Genomic DNA, 20,344 nt, shown 5'->3' on the forward strand with positions numbered 1-20,344 from the left:
TCGTGGAGCGGCGTACGCCCCTACGAGACGGCCTTCACGCGTCGGTCCGGCGGCTCGCAGGCCGCCACGGTGTCGGGGACGGTGCTGCGGATCTGCTCCCGGTAGTAGTTGCCCCACTCCTCCAGCTGGGTCACCAGGCCCCGCAGGCTCATGCCGATCTCGGTCAGCGAGTACTCCACGCGCGGCGGGATCTCCTGGTAGACGGTGCGCCGTACGAGGCCGTCCTCCTCCAGGTCGCGCAACTGACGGGTGAGCATCCGCGGAGTGATATCGGGCATCGCCCGGTTCAATTCACCAAAACGTAACGTTCCACCGAAGAGGTATTTGAGAATGCTGAGCTTCCACACACCCCCACAGACGGTCATCGCGACCTCAAGAGTGCAGTAGTCGAGCATCTCATCCACGCGCGGCCGCATGTTCCTCCTACTATTCGCCCGCCGGTCTCTGCTCGGCATCCTAATATCCCCATGCTAACCACACCTGTCTGAACGGGCATTGACCGAATCAGACATCTTGTCGCACCGTGAAAAGCTGTCCGCCGGGGCCGACGGGTCACGCCGAGGCGGTCGTGGCGCGCGGGAGGAGGACGGTGCGGTCGAACGGGCCGCTGTGTACGGCGGCGTACGCGACGGCGTCGTTGACTGCGTCGAGGCCGAACGACCGGACGCGTTCGGGGGCGAGGTCCAGCGTGCCCGCGGCGAGCAGCCGGATCAGGCCGGTGTTCGCGGTGCGCGGGTACATCCACTGGCCGCGCACGGTCACCGAGTTGCGCATGATCCAGCGGTACGGGAGTGCGAGCGCGGCGCCGTCCGGCATGCCGACGCCGCCCATGAGGACGACGCGTCCGTACTCGCGCACGGTCATGGCCGCGACCCGTACCGCGGAGACGGGCGCGCTCGGCGGGAGCAGGTCGATCACCATGTCGATCGGGCCGTCGGCCGCCGCGCACATCGCCGCGGCGTCGGCCTCCTCGTCGCCGGTCAGCGGCACCGGGCGCACCCGTGGGCCGAACCGGTCGGCGAGCAGGCCGAGCGCCGCCCGGTTGCGGCCCGGCGCGACCACGCGGCCCGCTCCCAGCGCGAGCGCGACGGCGACGGCGCTGCTGCCGAGGTTGCCGGTGGCCCCGCTGACGAGCAGCGTCTCACCGGCCGCGAGTCCACCGGCGAGCAGTCCGCCGTAGGCGATGGTGTGCACGGAGAGCGCGGACCAGCGGGCCGGGTCGTCCCCGGCGGCGGCCGGGAGCGGGAAGACGTTCTCCGTGGGCACCCGCATGAGTTCGGCGAACGCCCCGTCGTGCAGGTGCCGGGCGAGCTTCGCGCCGCCCTCGCCGCGGGAGCTCCAGCCCTGGAGGGCGATGTCGGGCGTCAGCGCGTCGTCGCGCGAGCGCACCGTGCAGTCGCACCACACCAGGTCCCCGGCGCGCAGCCGGGTGGCGTCCGGGCCGACGTGGACGATCCGGCCCACCGCGCCGACCCCGGGCACGACGGGCGGGACGAGGGGGTAGTTCCGGGTGCCGCCGAAGACCTCGGCCGCGTACGGGGCGACGCAGGTGGCCAGGACCTCGACCAGCACCTCACCGCCGCCCGCCTCGGGGTCGGGCAGCTCGCGCACCGTGAGCGGGGCGCCGAACCGGGTCAGTACCGCTGCTCGCATATGAGGGCCTCCAGGGTCGTCGGGACCGGTCGGCATCGACACTAGGAGTGCGCGCGGTCATGCGGGAAGCGACGATCAGGCATGTGTGGTATGCGTAGGCCGCATGGACATCTCCAGTACGGGTCTGCGGGTCCTCCGGCAGATCGCGGAATCCGGCAGCTTCACCGCGGCCGCCGCCCGGCTCGGCTACACGCAGTCGGCGGTCTCGCGGCAGGCGCTCTCGCTCGAACGGAGCGCGGGCGCCACGCTGTTCGACCGGCGTCCCGACGGGGTGCGGCTCACCCCCGCCGGGCTGACCCTGCTGCGCCACGCCCGCACCATGCTGGACTGCCTGGCGGCGGCCGAGGCCGACCTCACCGGCGCGGTCCCCCGGTCCACGACGGTGCGGCTCGGGCTGTTCCTGAGCGCGGGCGCGGTCGTCCTGCCCGCGGCGCTCACCCGGCTCGCGGCGACCGACCCGCAGATCACGGTCACCACGACCGAGGGCACCTCACCGGCCCTGGTCCGGGCGCTGCGGGCGGGCTCGATCGATCTGGCCGTGCTGAGTTCCCGGCCGCCGCACCGGCCGTTGGACGGCGAGTCACCGCGCCTGCACGTGGAGACCGCCGTGGACACCGAACTGGTCCTGGCGACGGCTTCGGCCGGGACGTTCGCCGGGCGCATGGCGGTGCATGTCGACGAACTGGTCGACGCCGCGTGGATCGCCGCCCCGTCGTCGCACTCCGAACCGCTGCTGGGTGTCTGGCCCGGCCTGCCCGGACGGCCGCGTATCGCCCACCGGGCACGCGACTGGCTCACGAAGCTCCACCTGGTCGCGGGCGGCTTCGGGGTGACGACGGTACCGTCCCGGCTCGCGCCGGTGCTCCCGCCCGGGGTGAGTCTGCTCCGCGTCGAAGGCGCGCCCGCGGAGCTCCGCCGTGTGCTCGTGGCGCGCCTTCCCGGCCGCTCCTCCCCGGCGGTCACGGCCGTCACCCGGGCGATCACCTCGTCCGTCTGACCTGTTCGATGCTGATGCCGCTCCGCGTGGGCGGCGTGGTCGGAGCCGACGAGCGTGGGCGACCGCCGTGTCCAGCACAGAGATCACCGACCCTGGGACGACCCAGCTGACCCCGTTGACCCCACTGCGGCTCAGGGAGGTCACGGTCCCCGATCGGCTGTGGATATCCCCCATGGCCCAGTACGCCGCAGGTCAGGACGGCAGACCGACCGACTGGCACCTCGTGCGCTACGGGGCGCGCGGTCGGCGGGGTGGGGCTCGTCATGGTCGAGTCCAACGCCATGGGTCCGCTGCACCAGACCACTTCGGCCGACCTCGGCATCTGGAACGAGGACCAGGCCGCCGCGCACCGGAGGCTGACCTCGTTCATCACCGGGCGCGGCGCGGTCCCCGCGGTCCAGCTGCCGGCCGCGGGCCGGAGGGGCTCGCACCAGCTGCCCTGGCACGGCGCGGGGGCAGAACGGTCCGGTGGACGTGGCCGACGGCGGCTGGGAGCTGATCGGGCCGTCGGCGGTCCCGTTCGGCGGCCCGAGTGTGCTCCGGGAAGCCACGCGCGCCGACCTCGACGAGGTGGTAGAGGCGTTCGCACACGCGGGGCCTCGGCCGGCACCACGCGGGCTCCAACTTCTTCTGGTACCTCAAGGACCCGGCGGGCAACTTCAGCGAGTACTACGCCGACATGGACTGCATCCCGGAGGACGAGCTCTGGCCCCCGGAAGTCTTCGAGGGCGCCCAGGGCCTGTTCAGCTGGGGCCCGCCCCCACCGCCGTCCTTCCTGGAACCGGACGAGCTGGCCGCCCTCATGACCGGACAGCACGCGCCGTCCCGGTGACCGTCGTCGAGTCCGGGCGCGCCGTCCCGCGCTCCTCCTGGAGAGGTGCGGGACGGCGGGGCGGACTCCCGGGCCGGATCCGGCCCACCGCGCCCCTTCCGGGGAAGCGGACGACGGCTCAGAGCTTCCGGCCGGCGATGAGGTCGGCCGCCCGCTCGGCGATGGCGAGCACGGTGGCGTTGGTGTTGGCGGAGGGAATGGCGGGGATGACGGAGGCATCGGCCACGCGCAGACCGCTGATGCCCCGGACCCGGAGATCGGTGTCGACCACGGCGGTGTCGTCGCCGCCCATGCGGCAGGTTCCGGCGTAGTGGAAATACGATTCCAGGCTCGCCTGGAGGAAGGCGCCGATCGTCGCGTCGTCAGCGACGGCCGCGCCCGGCGCGGCCTCCCCGGCGCGCCAGGGCTCCAGAGCATCGGCCTGCCCGATGTCACGGGCCATGGACAGCCCCGTGATCAGGGCGTCCAGGTCGCGCTTGTCACTGAGGTAGCCGGGGTCGAGGAGGGGCGCCCCGGCAGGGTCCCGGACGTCGAGACGAAGGTGGCCCCGGCTGCGGGGAGCGACCAGCGAGAAACATATCAGGAAGCCGCTGCCGACCTCGGGCGGCGCTGGTGCGACGAAGAAGACCTGGAGATCCGGCCCGTCGAGAGCGGGATCGCTGCGCATCAGGCCGATGGCCTCGATGTGGTTGTTGGGACCGACGTTGACAGCCTGGGGGGCTGTGTAGGCGACGAAGCTGTGGGGGTGGTCGTGCAGGTTGGAGCCCACGCCGGGGAGATCGAGGACGACATCGACGCCGGCCTCCCGCAAGTGCTCGGCCGGTCCGATCCCGGACAGCAGAAGCAGGTGCGCGGAACCGACCGTCCCGGCGCAGAGGACGACTTCCCGAAGTGCCTCGGCGTGCGCGTGCTCCTCGCCCCGGGTGTAGGCGACTCCGGTGCAGTGGCCGTCCCGGACCCGCAGCCGGGTGACCCGTGCATCGGTGATCACGGTGAGGTTGGGACGGTCGAGAACCGGCCGGAGGTAGGCGTCGGCGGCGCTCTGCCGTGCCCCGCCGGCGATGTTCAGGTCGACCCAGCCGAAGCCTTCTTCCAGGCCACCGCTGATGTCGGAAGCCCGTGCGTGTCCCACCTCGGCCGCGGCCTCCAGCGCGGCGGCGGCCACGGGATGCCGCTGGGTGGCGGCAGCGACGTCGAGCGCACCGTCCGTTCCGCGCAGCGCCGGGTCCCGGTGCACGCCCACCGCGTTCTCGCTGCGGCGGAAGTAGGGGAGCAGGGCGTCGAAGCCCCAGCCTTTCGCTCCTGCCGTCTCCCACGCGTCGTAGCTGGAGCGATGTCCTCGCGCCCAGACCATGCCATTGATGCTCGACGAGCCACCCAGCCCGCGGCCGCGGGGCCAGCCGACCTGCTTGCCGTTCAGCGCGGCCTGCGGGACGGTGGTGTTCGCCCAGTCCGCGTCGCTCCCGCGCAGGGTCAGCCAGGCGGGCGGGACGGCCATCGCCTCCAGCGGTTCACCGCTGCCGGCTTCGAGCAGGAGGACCCGGGCGTCCGCGTCCTCGGACAGCCGCGCAGCGAGCACACTGCCGGCCGACCCGCCACCGACGACTATGTAGTCGTATTCATTCATCACGAAACCCCTGGGAACAGTGAGGATATGAGCACTTCAGCTGACGTCTCACCCTACTCTCAATGTGTGAGTAGGTGTGTGCGAACCAAGCCTGCATGTGTGCACACGTGTTATTCGGTCGAGGAGGCGGCTCACCCGTGATCTCGCCCGCCGTCGAGGATGTCCGGCGTGCCGGGGCGCCTCAGCGGGTCGGCTGGCGGAGGATGCAGGGGGCGGGAACCGTCGGCGGACGGGAACAGCCCTCGCGCCGGACGGACGGCGAACGAAAATGCGAGAAAGGACCCTCATGCAGGAACGCAGTCTGCGGGACCTCACGGTATCGGCCATCGGGCTCGGATGCATGGGGATGTCCGCCTTCTACGGCACCACCGACCAGGACGAGGGCGTCGCGACCATCCGGCGGGCCCTCGACCTGGGCATCACGTTCCTCGACACCGCCCAGATGTACGGCCCGCTCACCAACGAGTCGCTGGTCGGCGAGGCGATCAGGGGGCATCGCGACGAGTACGTCATCGCGACCAAGTTCAACTACCGGATGGACGACGCCGTACCGGGCGACATGGACAGCATCGGCCGCCAGGACGGCTCGGCCGAGCATGTGCGCAGCTCCGTCCACGGCTCGCTGGAGCGGCTGGGCACCGACCACATCGACCTCTACTACCAGCACCGGGTCGACCCGGACGTCCCCATCGAGGAGACGGTCGGCGCGCTCGGCGAGCTGGTCGCCGAGGGCAAGGTGCGGCACATCGGGCTGAGCGAGGCGAGCGCGGCCACGATCCGGCGGGCCCATGCCGTGCACCCGGTCACCGCCGTGCAGAGCGAGTACTCGCTGTGGTCGCGGGACGTGGAGGCCGAGGTGCTGCCGGCCTGCCGGGAGCTGGGCATCGGCTTCGTGCCGTACTCGCCGCTGGGCCGCGGCTTCCTGGCGGGCCGCTTCAGCTCCCCCGACGAGCTGGACGAGAACGACTTCCGCCGCGGCAACCCCCGCTTCGCGGACGCCAATCTGGAGGCGAACCTGCGGCTGGCGGCGAAGGTCAAGGAGATCGCCGCCGAGAAGGACGTCACCCCGGCCCAGCTCGCCATCTCCTGGGTGCTGGCGCAGGGCGAGCACCTGGTGCCGATCCCCGGCACCAAGCGCCGTACCTATCTGGAGCAGAACGCCGCCGCGGTCGGCATCGAGCTGACCACCGAGGACCTGAGCCGTATCGACGCGGAGCTGCCGAAGGTGGCGGGCGAGCGGTACGACGAGGCGGGGATGCGGTCGGTCAACCGCTAGGCCGGTCAGCCGCTGGGCGGATCCCCGAGCGGGAGGCCGGGGGGGGTGGTCCGGCCGGTCAGCGGGGCCACTCCCAGAACATGCCGTGGACACCGGGCGGGCACTTGTGCAGCAGGATGTGCGCGGCGTGCGACACGTCCAGGGCGATACCGCGCTCGTAGCGCATGGGTGCGTCGATCCGCTCCTTGAAGAAGCGGTGGCAGCTCGTCGGCAGCGCGTCGGGGTGAAAGCAGATGTGGAGCAGGTACTCGTGCGGGCTGGTGCGCATCCGCCGCTCGTAGTGGGGGCACTGGGCCGGTTCGGGGCCGTACTCCAGTGTGTAGGCGATCAGCGCCGTCTCGTCGCGGGCGAGCGGCCGTCCGAACTCCACCTCGGCCACGACGGTGCGCAGTTCGGGGAGGCGGCGGACCGTGCCCAGGCGGCCGAAGTGGGGGACGACGGTGGCGTGCTCGGCCGATATCTCGTCGTGCACCACCGTGATGTGGCGCGCTCCGTCCCGGGTCGCCCGCATCACCTGCTTCACGGCGACGGCCCGGCAGCGGCGGCGCGCGTCGATGCGTACCGTCTCGTGGATGCTCAGCGCGACGAGGTCGTTGTTGAACTGGGCGAAGTCCGTGCCCAGGGCGAGTTCGACGTGGGAGCGTTCGCCGAACACCTGCCGTGAGTCGTCGAGTCCGGGGCCCTCGCTGGTGATCCGGCCGCGCGGGCGGCTCGGTCCGATGAGCGAGCGCAGGGCGCCGGTCGGGAGGTCGAGGATGCTTTCGAGGGCGTCCACGGCGCGCAGGGAACGCGCCTGTTCCGGCTGGCTGCGTCCACGCTGCCAGTAGCTCAGGGTGGCGAGGCTGACGCCGATGCCCTGGGCGGCCAGCCGCTCGCGCACCCGGTCCAGGGAGAGTCCGCGGCGCTGGACGGCGTCCCGGAAGACGGCGGCGAAGGGCCCGGTCGTGTCCGGCGCCGCGGTGCGCCGGGAGGAGGGGCGGGCGTCGTCGTCGGGTTCGGCCCGGTGCGGTCCTCCCATGGCTCCTCCTCGTCGCTGCCGGGCGGCCGGGGACGCGGGTGCGTACGCCCGGCGGGGCGGGCCCGCCGTCGGCGGACCCGCCCTCTTGGTCCAGGACCCGGTGGTCAGTTGGTGTTCAGGGTCAGACCGTAGTACGACAGAGCGTCGTCGAGGGGCTGGAAGTACGAAGAGCCGGAGGAGTTGGTGCCCGAGCACTGCTGGCCGATGGGACCGCCCGAGGTCATGCCCTGCGCCTGGTTGCCGGAGATGTACGCGCCGCCGCTGTCTCCGCCTTCCGTGCACACCGACGAGGTGGCCAGACCGGTGACCACCGTGTCGGGACCGCCGTGCTCGTCCTTGTAGGTGACGGAGACGTTGTACGACTTCACCGCGCCGCAGGTCCACCCGGTGGTCTGGCCCGACTTGCACAGCGAGGCGCCGGAGGCCGCGCGCTTGCTGCCCTTGACGGCGACGTTCGAACCCTGGCCCCAGGTGCCGACCTGAGTGGCGACCGAGTCGTCCGAGTCGACCTGGGCGATGCCCATGTCGACGCTCTGGCGGCCCAGGGCGTAGCGGCTGTGGACGCCCTTGGCGAAGTGCGACTTGTTGACGTACAGATCGGTGAGGTCGGCCACGCAGTGGCCCGCGCTCACCAGGTACTGACGGCCCGAGGAGTCATGGGCGCCGTAGCCGACGGAACAGACCCAGCTGCCCGAGTTGTTGGTCCAGGACATGCTGCTGCCCGGGTACACGGTCGCCTGCGGGGTGAGGCGCCGGCCGTCCCGGACGATGCGCACGGCGCCGCCGTGCGAGGCGGCCGACTTGAGGAACGACTTCGCCGCGGCGGAGGTGCGGTCCGGGTCGACGTGCACGGTGACGGTGTCGCTCGGCAGGTCCACCGACCACGAGGTGACGCCGTCGGGGGCCTCACGGAGGGCCTGGGCGTCGAGCGACGCCTTGACGCGGTCCAGGGCGTGCTCGCCGCGCTGCGGTACGCGGGCCGCCAGGCCGTGCTGTCTGACCTGCGCGGCGGCGGCAGCGGAGGAGACGTTCACCGTCAGCCTGCCGTCCGCGGTGAAGTAGGCGCCGTCCGTCGCCACGCCCGCGCGGCCGAGGTCGGACAGCTCGCCTTCCTGGGCGGCCTGCCGGTCGAGCCGGGCCACGGCGGCGTCCTCGCTGACGCCGAGGGAGTGGGCCAGCGCCGTGACCATCTCCGGCTGGTACCGGGCCGCGGTGGGGGCGGCGGTGGCCTGGGCGGCGCCCGTGACGACCGCGGCCGAGAGCAGCGTGCCGACGGCGGTGGCCACCATGGATATACGGGAAACGCGCACAGCTTTCCTTTCTGCATGGGCATGACACATACGCGGCTGGGGAATCCGGCGGATCTCCTCAAGGCAGGAGACAGCCGTCCGCGGTATGGGGAATGCCGGTCCAGCGGCGTATTGGGGGGTGCGCCGCTGCCCGAACTCTGGCCCGGCCCGGCCGGGTTGTTCAAGGTGCGTTCACCGTTCCGTTTTCCACAGAGGTACGCATAACTGTTGACCTCGGCGGGCGGACGCCCGTGCCGCCACCGGGTTCCGGTCCGACTGCCGGAAGCGGGCGGGGCGGGAGGGCCGGCGTCGGCTCGCGCGGCGGGGCCGGGGCAGGACGCGGGCGGGGCCGGGACAGGCGCGGCGGGGGGCGGACCTCAAGCGCGGCCTTGGGCGGGCGCGAGATCACCAATGTCCCGCATCGACGGCGGGACTCCGCGAGCGGCGGTCGCCGTCCGGCGGCGCGCCGCTGTGACCGGGCGGAGCATCGGGTCCGCCAGGGGCATGGCGCCGGGTCACGGCGCCGGGTCATGGCGTCGTGTAAGGCGCCGTGTCATGGCGCCTTATCACGCCGTCGCCCTGCTCCCCCCGAGGGGAAGTCCCAGACGTGCCGAAGGGTGGTCAGGTGCGGGTCGGCACCGGGCCGCAGAGCTGGTTGCCCGGGTCGGACGGGTCGGCGCTGGTCCAGAACTGGATCCAGAGGACGGTGAACTCCGCGCGGCTCAGCCAGCCGTCGCCGTCCTGGTCGAGGCGGTCGAAGACACCGGCGGTGTCGACACTCTCACCGTGCCACGTGTCGACCAGCCGCCGGTGCTCGGCGGGGGAGATACGCCCGTCGCCGTTCTCGTCGACGGCGTCGAAGACGGTCTCGGCGGTCGCGGCGACGACCTCGCGCATCGTGGGCAGCAGGTCCACCATGGCGAGGACCCCGTCCAGATCGACCTTGCCGTCGTGGTCCGTGTCCACGTGGGCCGCGAGCAGGTCCCACCAGCCCCGGACGACCGTGTCCACGCGCATGGCCAGTTCGGACCCCTCCCGCACCCGGGGCAGCTCCTTCCAGCGTTCCGCGAGGGCCTGGAAGTCGCGCTCGTCGAGGTAGCCGTTGTCGTCGGCGTCGAACGCGCGGAACACGTTGGCGAGCTTGTCGCGCTGGAACTCGGTAGCCACGGCCGGCCCTTTCTGCCAGTGGTCGGGGACCCACGGCGATCCTGCCCACGGCCGGGCACGCCCCAACGGCGCCTGGTGGCTCGGGACGGCGCGCCCCGAGCCCCCTCGCACTCCCCGTGCTTCGCGCGCCCCGCCTGTTCCCGATCGACCGATTGTCGCGGACACAGAAAGCGGTTCCCGTGGCACACTGGCTGTGGCGCCCGCCTCGCATCCCCCGTCGAGGCGGGCGCTGCCGATCGTGGACGCACGGGTTCCGGAAGACGGGAGGGACCCGGGAAGAGCCGACGCGGTCGACGCTCCCCTACCGAGTCGGCCCTCTCAGCGGCGTCCGCTCACCTTGTTCCGCTTCCTCGCCTCGCCGAGGATCCGGCCGCGCTCCAGGAAACCCGTCCCGCGCTCCCGGAGCATCCGGTCGGCCGCGCCCTGTCCACGGCCCGCGGCGAGCAGCCGCGCCGCCTCCGCCACCAGCTCCTCCGGCGGGGGTGGGGGCGGCGCGGACGGGCCGCCGGTGCGGTTCGAGGGCGTATGGTCCCGGGCAAGGCGTACCCGCACGGGACCGGTGCTCACCCGGACGCGCCTGCCGCCCCGGGTGGCCAGCAGATACGCGCCCACCAGCCAGCAGGCGGCCAGGATGCCGCCGAACTTGAGCACGTCCAGGGCGGGCGGCCCGGTGTACGTCTCCTCGTCACCGATCGAGCCCAGCGGGGCCATCAGCAGCAGGACCCCGGCGACCACCCGCCGGTTGCGCCGCCAGAAGCCCCGGTCCGGGGCCGGGGCCCGCCCGGAGCGCCCGGCGGCCGGTGGGGCGGCGGCCGGGCCGGGGACACGGGCGGCGGCGGTCCGGCGGTGGACGCGGCGGGCGGTGTCGTTGGCCGGGGTCATCGTGCCGTCGAGCCGGTAGCGGAACAGGGCGATGTCCCACTCCCGCGCGTAGGCGAGGGCGGTCGTCGTGTAGTCGCTGCCCGTGAAGAAGATCAACTGGGCCGTCGACCCCTTCGGCCGCGCGCCGACGAACCGTTGCAGCTCCGGCCGTCCGGCCTGGGCGGCCTGGTACTTCACCTGGCCCAGCGCATCTCGTGCCCGGATGTCGATGCCCGCGTCGGGGCCGCCGGGACGCGCGACGGCGTCGGCGTACCCCCAGTGCCGCATCCAGCGGGCCGCGTTGTGCTCCGCCTGCTGCCACGACGAGATCCGCATCGGCCGGGGCGTCCCGGCCCCGCGCTCCGCCCCGCTCACTTCGTCCCCCTGTTGCCCGTACCCGCCGCCTCATCGTATGCCGCGCCCGAGGCCGTACGGACTCCTCGGCCGGCCCGCACCGCGTCACGGGCGGCCGGACGGCGCGTGCGGGGCGCGGCGGCGCCGGGCCGGGGCCGGGGCGTCCTCGGGACCGGAGGACAGGGCGGTGCGGGTCCAGGCGGTGATCTGCTCGAGCAGGATCTGCCAGCGGTTCGGCCCGTCGGGCGTGAACGACGTCACCAGCAGAGCCGGCAGGCTGGCCAGCACGACCGGCGCGATGAGCAGCGCGCCCAGCACGGCGACGAGGCTCCGGGCCGGCAGGGCGGCCAGGCGGAGGACAGTGGTCATCGGCTCGTCCCATCAGTATCCGTGGAAGGGGCAGCCCCGGTGGGGGCCTGCCGATACCGTGGTCCGCGCTCGAACTCTTCCCTCCCGGGCACAACGTGTTTCGGGGCGGGGAACTTCTCGGTCGATGTGTGATGCCTTGGGGGAACAGTGGCTGAGCTGGGCGGGGACGCGAACACACCGGAGAGCGGGCGGCGCCGGGGGCCGGGTGTGCCGGCCAGGGCGTCGGCACCCCGGGAGGCGCCGGACGGCTCTCCCGAGGCGGCGGCGCTGCTGGGCGAGCAGTTACGGGCCCTGCGGGAGCGCACCGGTCTGGTGATGCGGGCGTTCGTCTCCAAGTACGGGTACAGCCAGACGACCATCTCCCGCTACGAACGGGGAGGCCGGCTTCCGCGCAAGGCCTATCTGGACTGCCTCCTCGGGGAGGTCTCCCGGCGCGGGAATCCGCCGCTGGCACCGGAGGACGTCCAGGCGACGTACGACTTGTACCGCAAGGCCCTGGGCCCCGCGGGGGGACGCAACGCCCTCCTGCGCGAAGTCTTCGAACTGGAGCTGCGCAACGAGCAGTTGTCCGTCCAGACGACCGGGCTGTACACGGAGGCCGCCGCCTACAAGGCCCGCGTCCAGGAGTTGGAGGCGCGCCTCGCGGCCGGTGGTGCCGCGCGGCCGGGCGAGGAGGAGCAACTGCGCCGCGAGGGCGCGGAGCTGGCGCGGCGTCGGACGGAACTGGAGGCCGAACAGCGCACCGTCCAGCAGCGGATCAACCGGCTGGAGCAGCTCTTGCCCCTCGACGACGAGGACACGGCGCTCGTCCCACCGCCGCCGCCCGTGGTCCCGCCCTTCGTTCCCCCGGGGGAACACGGCGGCCGCCGGGGGCGCCGGGTCAGCGTCACGCAGTGGATCCTCGGCGCCGGACTGGCCGTCGCGCTCGCGCTGCTCACCGTGATCGCCGTCCACCTCTGGTCCCCGGGCTCCGCCGATTCGCCCGTCTCCTCCGCTTCCTCGGATTCCTCTGATCCCGCTGATCTCGCTGGTTCCTCCGGCGGAGACGGGCGGACCGCCCCGTCCTCCGACTCCGCCACGGACGCCGCCTCCGACCCCGCCGCCGGTGCGGATGGCGGTGGCGACGGCGGTGGCGACGGAGACGGGGCCTCGACCGCGCCGTCCGCGAGCGCCACCAGCTGGACCAGGCAGTACCACGACACCTCCATCACGCTGCCCCCGGTGGAGGACGTCGGCTGCCAGCTCGCCTCGATGGACTTCGACCCGCCACGGGGCTACGAGGGTTCGGCCGACGCCGTCAGCGGCACCCCCGACGACCTCACCGTGCAGACCGCGTGCGTCGGCATGCCCACCAACATCACCCTCTACGCCGTCGCCTGGGGGACGTCATCCGCCCGTGAACCCGGCCCCGCCCAGTGCCTCGACGACGCGAACCGGAACGCCCTTCCCCGCAAACAGGCCCTCTCCAAGATCACCGTCGGGTCGGCGTACTGCCTTGTCACCCGCAAGCAGTCACTGGCCTGGTTCAAGGTGACCGCGAAGCCCGGCAGCCAGCAGCAGGGGCTCACCGTCGTCGCCACGCTGTGGACCCCGCCGGAAGGAAGCTGAACGCGAGCGCGCCGCCCGAATTACTGGCCCGATCATTGGTCCAGTCCACTACCGGCCAGAGGTTGGCGGGTTACGGGCGCGTCTTTCACAGGGTGGCCACAGGCGGCGTTTCTAGTGTCGCGTACATGCCTACTTTCGCTGGTGAAGCGCCAGAAGGACCAGAAGAGCCCGACAACGCCGCCGTCTCCCGGCTCCTGTCCCGCCGCCGCATGCTGGTCCTGGGCGGCGCGGTCGGAGCCGCCGCCCTCGCCGGGGCGGGCGCCGTCGCACACGCCGCCGACCGGCAGTCCGCCACGGGCGCCGGAGCGCTCGACGCCGTCAAGGCCGCCGCCTCGGCGTCCGACGCGTGCATGCGGCTGACCACCGAGCAGATCGAAGGCCCCTACTACATCGACCACGCGCTCTTCCGCACGGACGTGACCGAGGACCGTACCGGCATCCCGCTCGTCCTCGTCCTGCGCGCGATCGACAGCGCCACCTGCAAGCCCCTCCGCGACTCGGCCGTCGAGATCTGGCACTGCGACGCGTCCGGCGTCTACTCCGGCTACACGCAGACCGGCAACGGAGGCGGGGGCGGTACGCCTCCGGGGCCGCCGCCGTCCGGGCCGCCGACGCCTCCGCCGGGCGGCGGCGGGGGCGGGGGCGGTCACCAGACCCCGACGGACGACCTCACCTGGCTGCGCGGCATCCAGATGACCGACCACCAGGGGTTCGTCACCTTCCGGACGGTCTTCCCCGGCTGGTACACCGGACGCGCCGTCCATGTCCACACCAAGGTGCACACCGGCGGGGCACGGACCCGCGACGGCTACTCGGGCGGACACACCTGCCACACCGGCCAGTTCTACTTCGCCGAGGACGCGGTGCGGGCCACCGAGGGCATCGCACCGTACTCGGCGAACACCACGGCACGGGTCACCCTCGACAAGGACATGCTCTATCCCGGAACCGGCACGCAGGGTGGGCTGCTCAAGCTCGTCCACGACCGCCGGCACATCGAGCGCGGTGTCATCGGCTACCTCACGATGGCCGTCGACCCCGCCGCCACCCACGACGGCGACGGCCCGCCGCCCGGCGGCCCCGCGCCCTCCGCCCCACCCTCCGCCCCGCCCTCCCCCGTCGCCTGACGGTGCCGCGGCCGCCGGTCAGGTGCCGAGCAGCCGGGCGCGCAGTGCGGCGACCGTGCCGGGCCCGGCGAGCCAGTCCGCCAGGGTACGCAGTCCGGGATGGACGACCCGCAGCACTTCGATGTCGGCGCGCCAGCGCGAGCCGGAGATCCACTGCTGCCGGATCCCGGCGATCTGCGGGCCCAGCGCGGCCGCCTCGTCGTGGGTGAGCTGTTCGTAGCGCACCGCGATGCCGGTCGCGGCGCCGATGGCGGCGGCGGCCTCGGCCGGGGTGGGGTCGTCACCGGCCAGTTCCAGGGTCCGGCCGGCGAAACGGTCCGGCTGCTCGAAGGCCAGGGCGGCGAACTCGGCGATGTCCTCCAGGGTGATGATCTGGAGGGGCTCGTCCGGCGGGAAGATGTGCCGGTGGACACCGTCGGCGAGCCCGTCCAGGCCGATGCCGGGCGCGACCCCGAGGTAGTTCGTCATGAACCGCACCGGGCGCAGCACGGTCACCAGGGGGATGCGTTCGCGCAGGTACTGCTCGACGCGGCGCTTGGCCGGGGCCGCGAACGCGCTGCCGGTGGTCGACGCGACGCCGGTGAACACCACTTGGCGGACTCCCGTGGCCGCTGCCGCGTCGGCCAGGGCCCGGCCGCGGGTGAACTCCGGTTCCGGGTCGCCGCCGGCCGGGCCGTAGGTGACCGGTGGCACCGCGAACAGAGCGGTGGCGCCCTCCAGGGCCGGTGCCAGGCCGGCCGGTTCGTCGAGGTCCGCGAGGGCCAGTTCGGCTCCCGCGTGCGCGAGTGCGACGGCGGCGGGCGCCGCGGTGTCCCGCACCAGCGCGCGTACCGGACGTCCGGCGGCCAGCAGGCGGCGCGCGGTGGCGCCGCCCTGCTTGCCGGTCGCCCCGGTCACGGCGACGAGGCCGTCGGCGGGGGGCCGGGCCGGACCGGCGATGGAACGGACGGGTTCGGCGGTCATGTCGTTCTCCTCCTTCTTCCCCGGGCGCCGGTTGCCGCGGACAGGTGCGGCAGACTCGACAGGTGCGGCAGGTCCAATGGGTCCATGGGGCCATGGGTCCAACGGGTTCATGGGTTCGACAGGTTCAAGTGATGTGACACGTATGACAGATGTGACACGTATGACAGGTGTGGCGGATCAGGAGCGTCAGGGACGAGCCTGGTCCGACAGGTGAGCGCACCGGGGAGCATCTGGAAAACTCCAACCCGTTTGGGGCGGGCGCACAAGGGGTTTCGTGACATGACCACAGTGATCAGCGGCGGTGACCGGGCCGATGCCCGACGCAACCGGGCCAGGGTGCTGGCCGCCGCGGGGAAGGCGTTCGCCGAGCGCGGGCTCGACGTCCCGCTCGGCGAGATCGCGCGCCGGGCGGGCGTCGGCGCGGGCACGGTCTACCGGCACTTCCCGAGCAAACAGGCCCTGCTGGAGGCGGTGTTCGTACAGCATCTGAACGACCTGGTCGCCTCCGGTGAACGGCGGATGGCCCGGCTCGCGCCCACCGAGGCGTTCTTCACGTTTCTGCTGGACGTGGTCGAGAGGACGCACGGGCGTGGGCACCTGTGCGATGTGGTGGCCGCCGACGCGAGCTGGCCCCGCCCGGTGCTCGCGGCGTCCGCGCTGCGCTTCCGGCAGGTGCTGACCGCGCTGCTCCACGCCGCGCAGCGGGCCGGTGGTGTCCGGGCCGGGATCGCTCCCGACGATGTCGTCTCCCTCACCGTGGGGTGCGCCGCGATGCTCGCGGCCCGCCGGGACCGGCCGGCCGGTCTCGTGCTCGTCCGGCTGACCCTGGACGGTCTGCGGCCGTCCTCCGACGTCACGGAACCGGCCGAGTTCCGTGACGCCTCCGGGGTCCGCCGGGCGGCCGCCGCGTCCTGCGAGGAGTGCGGCGCCGCGCTCACGGTCCGGCCCACCGGCCGCCCGGTCCGCTACTGCGGCGCCACGTGCCGTCAGCGGGCCCGGCGCCGACGCCTCGCGGACTGAGCACCGATCGCCGGGCCAGGGCCCGAACGGAGCGAACAGACTGAACGGAGCTGCTCGGCGGACGAGTTGGCGCGGCCGGACGCGGGACCCGTCCCGTGTCCGGCCGGACCGGGATGGCTATGCTCTTACGGGGGGTTCGATGCGAGCATGGTTCGACACCGAGGGTGTGCCGCCCGCGGATCGTCTGGCGGCCCTGGACGAGTTGTTCGTCGGCAGCGACCATCCGATGAGTGTGCGCAGTCCGGACGCGGCGGGGTTCCGCGCCTCGATCAGGGCAGTCGATCTCGCCGCGGTGAACGTGGTCGACATGGCGATCTCGTCGTCGGAGGTCCTGCGGACCGCCCGGATGGTCCGGCAGGCCGATCCCGGGCTGCTGTGCGTCGTGATGGGGACGACGGGTCGGCTGGTGCTCCACCAGGGCGGACGGGAAGCGGTTCTCGGGGCGTCCGACCTCGCGCTCTACGACAGCTCGCGCCCCTTCGGCCTGCGCATCGGCGCGGACGGCGGACAGGCCGCACTGATCCGGGCGCACATCCCCACGGCGCTGCTGGGCAAGTCGGCCGGAAAACTCGGTGAGCTGACCGCCCGGCCCCTCTCCGGGCGCGGCGGATTCGCCGGGCTGCTCGGGCACTTCCTCACCGGGCTCCGTGATGATTCCGCCGTGCACGGCCCCAACGACCTCGCCCGGCTCGCCGTGATCGCCGAGGACCTGCTGCGGGCGCTGGTCGCTCATCACCTCGACGCGGACGCGGGTCTGCTCGAAGAGCCCCGGCAGGGAGGGCTGCTGCCGCGGGTCGAGGCGTTCGTCCAGCGGAACCTGCACGACCCGGAGCTGTCGCCGCGCGTCATCGCCGACGCCCTCCACCTCTCGGTGGGCTATCTGCACCGCCTGTTCAGCGACCGCGAGACCACTGTCGCCGCCTGGGTCCGCCAGTTGCGCCTCGAACGCGCCCGCCGCGATCTGCGCGACGCGGACCTGCGGGACGTGCCGGTCCGCCAGATCGCGGAGCGCTGGGGGTTCAAGGACCACTCGACGTTCACCCGGAGCTTCCGCGCCGCCTACGGCATGCCACCGCGGGACTACCGGCACGGCCTCCCGACCGCCGCCTCCTGAGAGGTGGACGGCCATCGCCCCGGCCCCTCCCGGGACATGGACGGCCACCGCCCCGGGCCCTCCCGGGACGTACGGAACCGGCCGCGGGCCGGGGGGAGCCGGACCGCGGCCGCTGCCGTGCCGTACGGGGTGCGCGTGCGGACGAACGTCAGCGCACCGGCTGCAACTTGTAGGTGAAGGTGCTGATGCCCCCGCAGTCGGCCGGGCCTCCGGTGCGGCCGAGGCTGAAGTAGGACCAGAAGGTGATGGAGGACTTGCCGTCCAGCGGCACCGTCTTGTTGATCGCGTACGTCTCGCTGCGGTCGTGGGTGTCGCCGGGCACGTCACCCGAAGCCGCCTTCGCCCACACCGACTTGTTGTTGCCCCGCAGCAGGTACTGCTCGCCCACGTACGAGGTGACGCCCGCCCGGTAGTACACCTGGATGCTCTTGACCACGATGCTGGTCGCCGTGACGTTGCCGAGCGTCCAGGTCGCGTGCCCCTGGATCCAGGCGTTGTCGAGGCAGCCCTTCAGCTCGGTCTGGTCCAGTTCGGTGTGGCCGGTGTACACCGTTCGCGTACCGCTGCCGATCTTCACCTTGTTGACGAACCCCGGGATGTCCTCGGCGTGTGCCGTGCCGGTGCTCATCATCATGACGAGGACCGCGGTGCCCGCGGCCAGCGCCGCCGACGTGGCCCGCTTCTTCATCATCCGTTCCCCCGTACTCGGTTCGGGCGCCCGCCGGGTGCGGGCCGCCTCCACCGCCGACGCTACGACCGGCCCCCGGGCGTCCGCCTTGACCTCGGGTGTCCTGCCCTTGCCGCTGCGTGCTACGCCGACTCCCGTACGCCGATGGTGTGTTCGCGGGAGGCCAGCAGGCCGGCGGCGAGCTGGACGGCCAGTACGGCTCCCAGGGCGAGCAGGGGTGTCGTCCAGCCGCCGGTGAGGCTGTGGACCGCGCCGAGGCCGAAGGGACCCAGCGCGGCGACGAGGTAACCCGTGCCCTGGGCGAGGGTGGACAGCGCGGAGGCGTGCGCGGCGTCGGGTGTGCACCAGACGATGAGGCTGAGCGCCAGGCTGATCGCGGCGCCCTGGCCGAGGCCGAGCAGGGTCATCCACAGATAGGCCAGGGAGACCGGGGCGGTGGCGAGGCCCGCGTAGGCCACCGCGCACACGACGACCGTGGCGACCACGGCCGGGGCGCGGCCCGCGGGGCGCCTGCCGAGCGCGGGGGTGAGCAGGGAGGCGACGATGCCCGGGAAGGTGGAGAAGGAGAGCATCCAGCCGGACCGGCCGTCGGACATGCCCGAGTCCTGGAGCAGGGACGGTATCCAGGACAGCAGCGCGTAGTAGCCGAGGCTCTGGGTGCCCATGAAGACGGTCACGGCCCAGGCGGTCCGGTCGTGGACCAGTGCGCGCAGGCCGGGCCCGCGCAGGCCCGTCGCGCCCGTGGCGGGCGCCCCTGCCCCGGCGGGCGCGTCGCCGCCGGGGGCGAGCCGGTGATCGGCGGCCTGGGCGGCGCGGCGGCTGCCGGTCTGCGGCAGCCAGAGCAGGAACGCGGCGAGGGCCGGCAGCGCCCACAGCGCGAGTGTGTGGCGCCAGCCGGTCCCCAGGGCGTTCTCCAGCGGGACGGTCAGTCCGGAGGCCGCCGCCGCGCCGACGAACAGGGCGGTCGTGTAGAGGCCCATCATCAGGCCCGAGCGGTGGGCGAAGTCGTGCTTGATCAGACCGGGCATCAGCACGTTGGCGACGGCGATCGAGGCTCCGGCGACCACGGTCCCGGTGAACAGCGCGGCGGTGGACGGCTGGAGCCGGACCAGTACGCCCGCCGTGAGCAGCAGCATCGTCGCGCCCAGCAGCCGGTGCATGCCCCACCGGCGGACCAGCGCGGGGGTGGCGAAGGCGAAGCCGCCGAAGCACAGGACCGGGATGGTGGTGAGCGCGCCGGCGGCCGTGGACGACAGCGGCTGGCCGTGCTCGATGCCGTCCAGGACGGGGCCGACGCTCGCAATGGCGATCCGCAGATTGAGCGCGGCCAGCAGCAGTCCCGCCGCCAGCAGCACCGGGCCGCCACGACGGACGCGGCCGTCCGGGGCGGCGGCCGGGGCGGCGGGCGCAGCGGTCCTTACGGCCGGGGCGGTCGCGGTCGCGGTCACAGCGGCGGCCGGTGCGGCGGGCCGGGACGCGGATCCGGGTGCGGGTGCGGATCCGGAGGTGATTCCGGGGTCGGGGTTCGAGGGCTGTTCGTGCATGGGACCAGTTCACCCGCGACCGCGATCAGCGGTCGACCGTTATTCTGCTTCATTATGCCGATTTTCCGCCAAGACGCCGGGGGGCAGACCCACGACGGAGAGCAGACCCACGACCTGGAGCACCGGGAGCGCACCCCGGTCCACCGTCACGCCCAGGGCCACCTGATCTACCCGGCGCGCGGAGTGCTGTCCGCCTCCGTGTCCGGGCAGACCTGGATCATCCCGGCCAACCGCACCGCCTGGATCCCCGCGCACGTCGACCACTACCACCGGGCGCACGGCCGTACCGACATGCGGGTCGTCTTCGTCACCGCGTCGCTCGCGGTGCAGCTCCCGGACCGGGCGGCCGTCCTGTCGACCACGGCGCTGGCCCGCGAGGCGCTGCTGGCGCTCACCGGTCCGGACGCCGTACCGCGTTCCCGGGAGGCACGGGACCGGCTGCGGCATGTGGTGGTGGACGAACTGGGTCCGGCGCCCGAGGAGCCGCTGCATCTGCCCGAGCCGCAGGACCCGCGCCTGCGCGAACTGGCGCGGATCATGGAGGAGGACCCGGCGACCACGGCCACGCTCGCCGAACTGGGGCGGCTCATCGGGGTCGGTGAGCGGACCCTGAGCCGGCTCTTCCGCGAGGAGATGAGCACCGGGTTCACCCGCTGGCGCACCCAACTCCGCGTCCACCGCGCCCTGGTGATGCTCACCGGGGGCGCGGGCGTGCTGGAGACCGCGCATGCCTGCGGCTGGTCCAACCCGAGCACGTTCATCAACAGCTTCACCGCCCTGGTGGGCCAGACCCCGGGCCGGTACCGCCGCAACCTGCCCCAGGCGTGAGGGGGTGCG

At 73.0% G+C, this 20,344-nt stretch carries 18 protein-coding genes and 1 pseudogene; 8 read left to right on the plus strand and 11 right to left on the minus strand.

From position 1 onward, the window contains the following. Positions 1-20 precede the first annotated feature (20 nt). Together ACWDYF_RS11185 and ACWDYF_RS11190 are read right to left on the minus strand one after the other, a co-directional pair. Positions 21-455 (minus strand): winged helix-turn-helix transcriptional regulator, encoded by a 435-nt coding sequence (locus tag ACWDYF_RS11185; protein ID WP_324604685.1) that lies wholly within the window; start codon positions 453-455, stop codon positions 21-23. Positions 456-552: 97 nt separating this feature from the next. Beyond that, entirely contained in the window at positions 553-1,653 is a 1,101-nt protein-coding gene (locus ACWDYF_RS11190) for an alcohol dehydrogenase catalytic domain-containing protein (protein WP_389465688.1), read from the minus strand. 103 nt (positions 1,654-1,756) lie between these two features. Between ACWDYF_RS11190 and ACWDYF_RS11195 the strand changes: the two genes are divergently transcribed. Further along, positions 1,757-2,650, plus strand: coding sequence for a LysR family transcriptional regulator (locus ACWDYF_RS11195; RefSeq protein ID WP_389465685.1), 894 nt, complete (start codon positions 1,757-1,759; stop codon positions 2,648-2,650). A gap of 586 nt (positions 2,651-3,236) precedes the next feature. Then, a pseudogene (locus ACWDYF_RS11200) lies at positions 3,237-3,482 on the plus strand (VOC family protein); the annotation flags it as partial. Between the two features lie 118 nt (positions 3,483-3,600). On the opposite strand, the gene ACWDYF_RS11205 reads toward ACWDYF_RS11200, so the two are convergent. After that, the gene (locus tag ACWDYF_RS11205) at positions 3,601-5,109 is read right to left on the minus strand and encodes a GMC family oxidoreductase (RefSeq protein ID WP_389465682.1); all 1,509 of its coding nucleotides are present in this window, start codon (positions 5,107-5,109) and stop codon (positions 3,601-3,603) included. Between the two features lie 286 nt (positions 5,110-5,395). Between ACWDYF_RS11205 and ACWDYF_RS11210 the strand changes: the two genes are divergently transcribed. Beyond that, positions 5,396-6,385, plus strand: coding sequence for an aldo/keto reductase (locus ACWDYF_RS11210; RefSeq protein ID WP_389465679.1), 990 nt, complete (start codon positions 5,396-5,398; stop codon positions 6,383-6,385). A 58-nt stretch (positions 6,386-6,443) separates the two neighbouring features. Here the strand turns inward: ACWDYF_RS11210 and ACWDYF_RS11215 are convergent, their stop codons facing one another. From ACWDYF_RS11215 to ACWDYF_RS11235, 5 genes are all read right to left on the minus strand, one after another. Further along, on the minus strand, positions 6,444-7,403 hold the full coding sequence (locus tag ACWDYF_RS11215) for a helix-turn-helix domain-containing protein (protein WP_381736879.1): 960 nt from the start codon (positions 7,401-7,403) through the stop codon (positions 6,444-6,446). Between the two features lie 104 nt (positions 7,404-7,507). Further along, a complete protein-coding gene (locus ACWDYF_RS11220) occupies positions 7,508-8,692 on the minus strand; it encodes a S1 family peptidase (protein WP_389465743.1) in 1,185 nt (394 codons plus the stop codon). Between the two features lie 621 nt (positions 8,693-9,313). Beyond that, entirely contained in the window at positions 9,314-9,859 is a 546-nt protein-coding gene (locus ACWDYF_RS11225; RefSeq protein ID WP_381736881.1) for an EF-hand domain-containing protein, read from the minus strand. Positions 9,860-10,177: 318 nt separating this feature from the next. Continuing rightward, positions 10,178-11,056 carry a restriction endonuclease gene (locus ACWDYF_RS11230; RefSeq protein ID WP_389465675.1) on the minus strand — a complete coding sequence of 293 codons (879 nt, stop codon included), beginning with the start codon at positions 11,054-11,056 and terminating at the stop codon, positions 10,178-10,180. Between the two features lie 123 nt (positions 11,057-11,179). Next, positions 11,180-11,443 (minus strand): hypothetical protein, encoded by a 264-nt coding sequence (locus ACWDYF_RS11235; protein WP_389465672.1) that lies wholly within the window; start codon positions 11,441-11,443, stop codon positions 11,180-11,182. A 147-nt stretch (positions 11,444-11,590) separates the two neighbouring features. Here ACWDYF_RS11235 and ACWDYF_RS11240 point away from each other — a divergent pair, with 147 nt between their 5' ends. Together ACWDYF_RS11240 and ACWDYF_RS11245 are read left to right on the plus strand one after the other, a co-directional pair. Continuing rightward, a complete protein-coding gene (locus ACWDYF_RS11240) occupies positions 11,591-13,051 on the plus strand; it encodes a helix-turn-helix domain-containing protein (protein WP_389465670.1) in 1,461 nt (486 codons plus the stop codon). A 125-nt stretch (positions 13,052-13,176) separates the two neighbouring features. Then, on the plus strand, positions 13,177-14,178 hold the full coding sequence (locus tag ACWDYF_RS11245; RefSeq protein ID WP_451584275.1) for an intradiol ring-cleavage dioxygenase: 1,002 nt from the start codon (positions 13,177-13,179) through the stop codon (positions 14,176-14,178). Between the two features lie 18 nt (positions 14,179-14,196). On the opposite strand, the gene ACWDYF_RS11250 is transcribed toward ACWDYF_RS11245, so the two are convergent. Then, positions 14,197-15,141 carry an NmrA family NAD(P)-binding protein gene (locus ACWDYF_RS11250; protein WP_389465667.1) on the minus strand — a complete coding sequence of 315 codons (945 nt, stop codon included), beginning with the start codon at positions 15,139-15,141 and terminating at the stop codon, positions 14,197-14,199. A 279-nt stretch (positions 15,142-15,420) separates the two neighbouring features. On the opposite strand from ACWDYF_RS11250, the gene ACWDYF_RS11255 reads away from it, so the two are divergent. After that, positions 15,421-16,161, plus strand: a complete 741-nt coding sequence (locus tag ACWDYF_RS11255) for a TetR/AcrR family transcriptional regulator (RefSeq protein ID WP_381736886.1) — start codon at positions 15,421-15,423, stop codon at positions 16,159-16,161. A 139-nt stretch (positions 16,162-16,300) separates the two neighbouring features. After that, positions 16,301-17,275 carry a helix-turn-helix domain-containing protein gene (locus tag ACWDYF_RS11260; RefSeq protein WP_389465665.1) on the plus strand — a complete coding sequence of 325 codons (975 nt, stop codon included), beginning with the start codon at positions 16,301-16,303 and terminating at the stop codon, positions 17,273-17,275. Between the two features lie 148 nt (positions 17,276-17,423). On the opposite strand, the gene ACWDYF_RS11265 is transcribed toward ACWDYF_RS11260, so the two are convergent. Together ACWDYF_RS11265 and ACWDYF_RS11270 are read right to left on the minus strand one after the other, a co-directional pair. Then, a complete protein-coding gene (locus ACWDYF_RS11265) occupies positions 17,424-17,966 on the minus strand; it encodes a hypothetical protein (protein WP_389465662.1) in 543 nt (180 codons plus the stop codon). Between the two features lie 119 nt (positions 17,967-18,085). Beyond that, complete coding sequence (locus tag ACWDYF_RS11270) at positions 18,086-19,507, minus strand: MFS transporter (protein ID WP_389465659.1); 1,422 nt, start codon at positions 19,505-19,507, stop codon at positions 18,086-18,088. 54 nt (positions 19,508-19,561) lie between these two features. Here ACWDYF_RS11270 and ACWDYF_RS11275 point away from each other — a divergent pair, with 54 nt between their 5' ends. Then, entirely contained in the window at positions 19,562-20,335 is a 774-nt protein-coding gene (locus tag ACWDYF_RS11275; RefSeq protein ID WP_381736889.1) for an AraC family transcriptional regulator, read from the plus strand. Positions 20,336-20,344: the final 9 nt, after the last annotated feature.

The organism is Streptomyces sp. NPDC003284, assembly GCF_053589675.1.

What these genes read in the sequence shown, in the direction of transcription:
- ACWDYF_RS11185 (WP_324604685.1), bottom strand. Translation starts at nt 455, where the DNA reads ATGCCGAGCAGAGACCGGCGGGCGAATAGTAGGAGGAACATGCGGCCG.
- ACWDYF_RS11235 (WP_389465672.1), bottom strand. Translation starts at nt 11,443, where the DNA reads ATGACCACTGTCCTCCGCCTGGCCGCCCTGCCGGCCCGGAGCCTCGTC.
- ACWDYF_RS11260 (WP_389465665.1), top strand. Translation starts at nt 16,301, where the DNA reads ATGCGAGCATGGTTCGACACCGAGGGTGTGCCGCCCGCGGATCGTCTG.
- ACWDYF_RS11245 (WP_451584275.1), top strand. Translation starts at nt 13,177, where the DNA reads ATGCCTACTTTCGCTGGTGAAGCGCCAGAAGGACCAGAAGAGCCCGAC.
- ACWDYF_RS11255 (WP_381736886.1), top strand. Translation starts at nt 15,421, where the DNA reads ATGACCACAGTGATCAGCGGCGGTGACCGGGCCGATGCCCGACGCAAC.
- ACWDYF_RS11270 (WP_389465659.1), bottom strand. Translation starts at nt 19,507, where the DNA reads ATGCACGAACAGCCCTCGAACCCCGACCCCGGAATCACCTCCGGATCC.
- ACWDYF_RS11190 (WP_389465688.1), bottom strand. Translation starts at nt 1,653, where the DNA reads ATGCGAGCAGCGGTACTGACCCGGTTCGGCGCCCCGCTCACGGTGCGC.
- ACWDYF_RS11275 (WP_381736889.1), top strand. Translation starts at nt 19,562, where the DNA reads ATGCCGATTTTCCGCCAAGACGCCGGGGGGCAGACCCACGACGGAGAG.
- ACWDYF_RS11195 (WP_389465685.1), top strand. Translation starts at nt 1,757, where the DNA reads ATGGACATCTCCAGTACGGGTCTGCGGGTCCTCCGGCAGATCGCGGAA.
- ACWDYF_RS11215 (WP_381736879.1), bottom strand. Translation starts at nt 7,403, where the DNA reads ATGGGAGGACCGCACCGGGCCGAACCCGACGACGACGCCCGCCCCTCC.
- ACWDYF_RS11265 (WP_389465662.1), bottom strand. Translation starts at nt 17,966, where the DNA reads ATGATGAAGAAGCGGGCCACGTCGGCGGCGCTGGCCGCGGGCACCGCG.
- ACWDYF_RS11250 (WP_389465667.1), bottom strand. Translation starts at nt 15,141, where the DNA reads ATGACCGCCGAACCCGTCCGTTCCATCGCCGGTCCGGCCCGGCCCCCC.
- ACWDYF_RS11205 (WP_389465682.1), bottom strand. Translation starts at nt 5,109, where the DNA reads ATGAATGAATACGACTACATAGTCGTCGGTGGCGGGTCGGCCGGCAGT.
- ACWDYF_RS11230 (WP_389465675.1), bottom strand. Translation starts at nt 11,056, where the DNA reads ATGCGGATCTCGTCGTGGCAGCAGGCGGAGCACAACGCGGCCCGCTGG.
- ACWDYF_RS11210 (WP_389465679.1), top strand. Translation starts at nt 5,396, where the DNA reads ATGCAGGAACGCAGTCTGCGGGACCTCACGGTATCGGCCATCGGGCTC.
- ACWDYF_RS11220 (WP_389465743.1), bottom strand. Translation starts at nt 8,692, where the DNA reads ATGGTGGCCACCGCCGTCGGCACGCTGCTCTCGGCCGCGGTCGTCACG.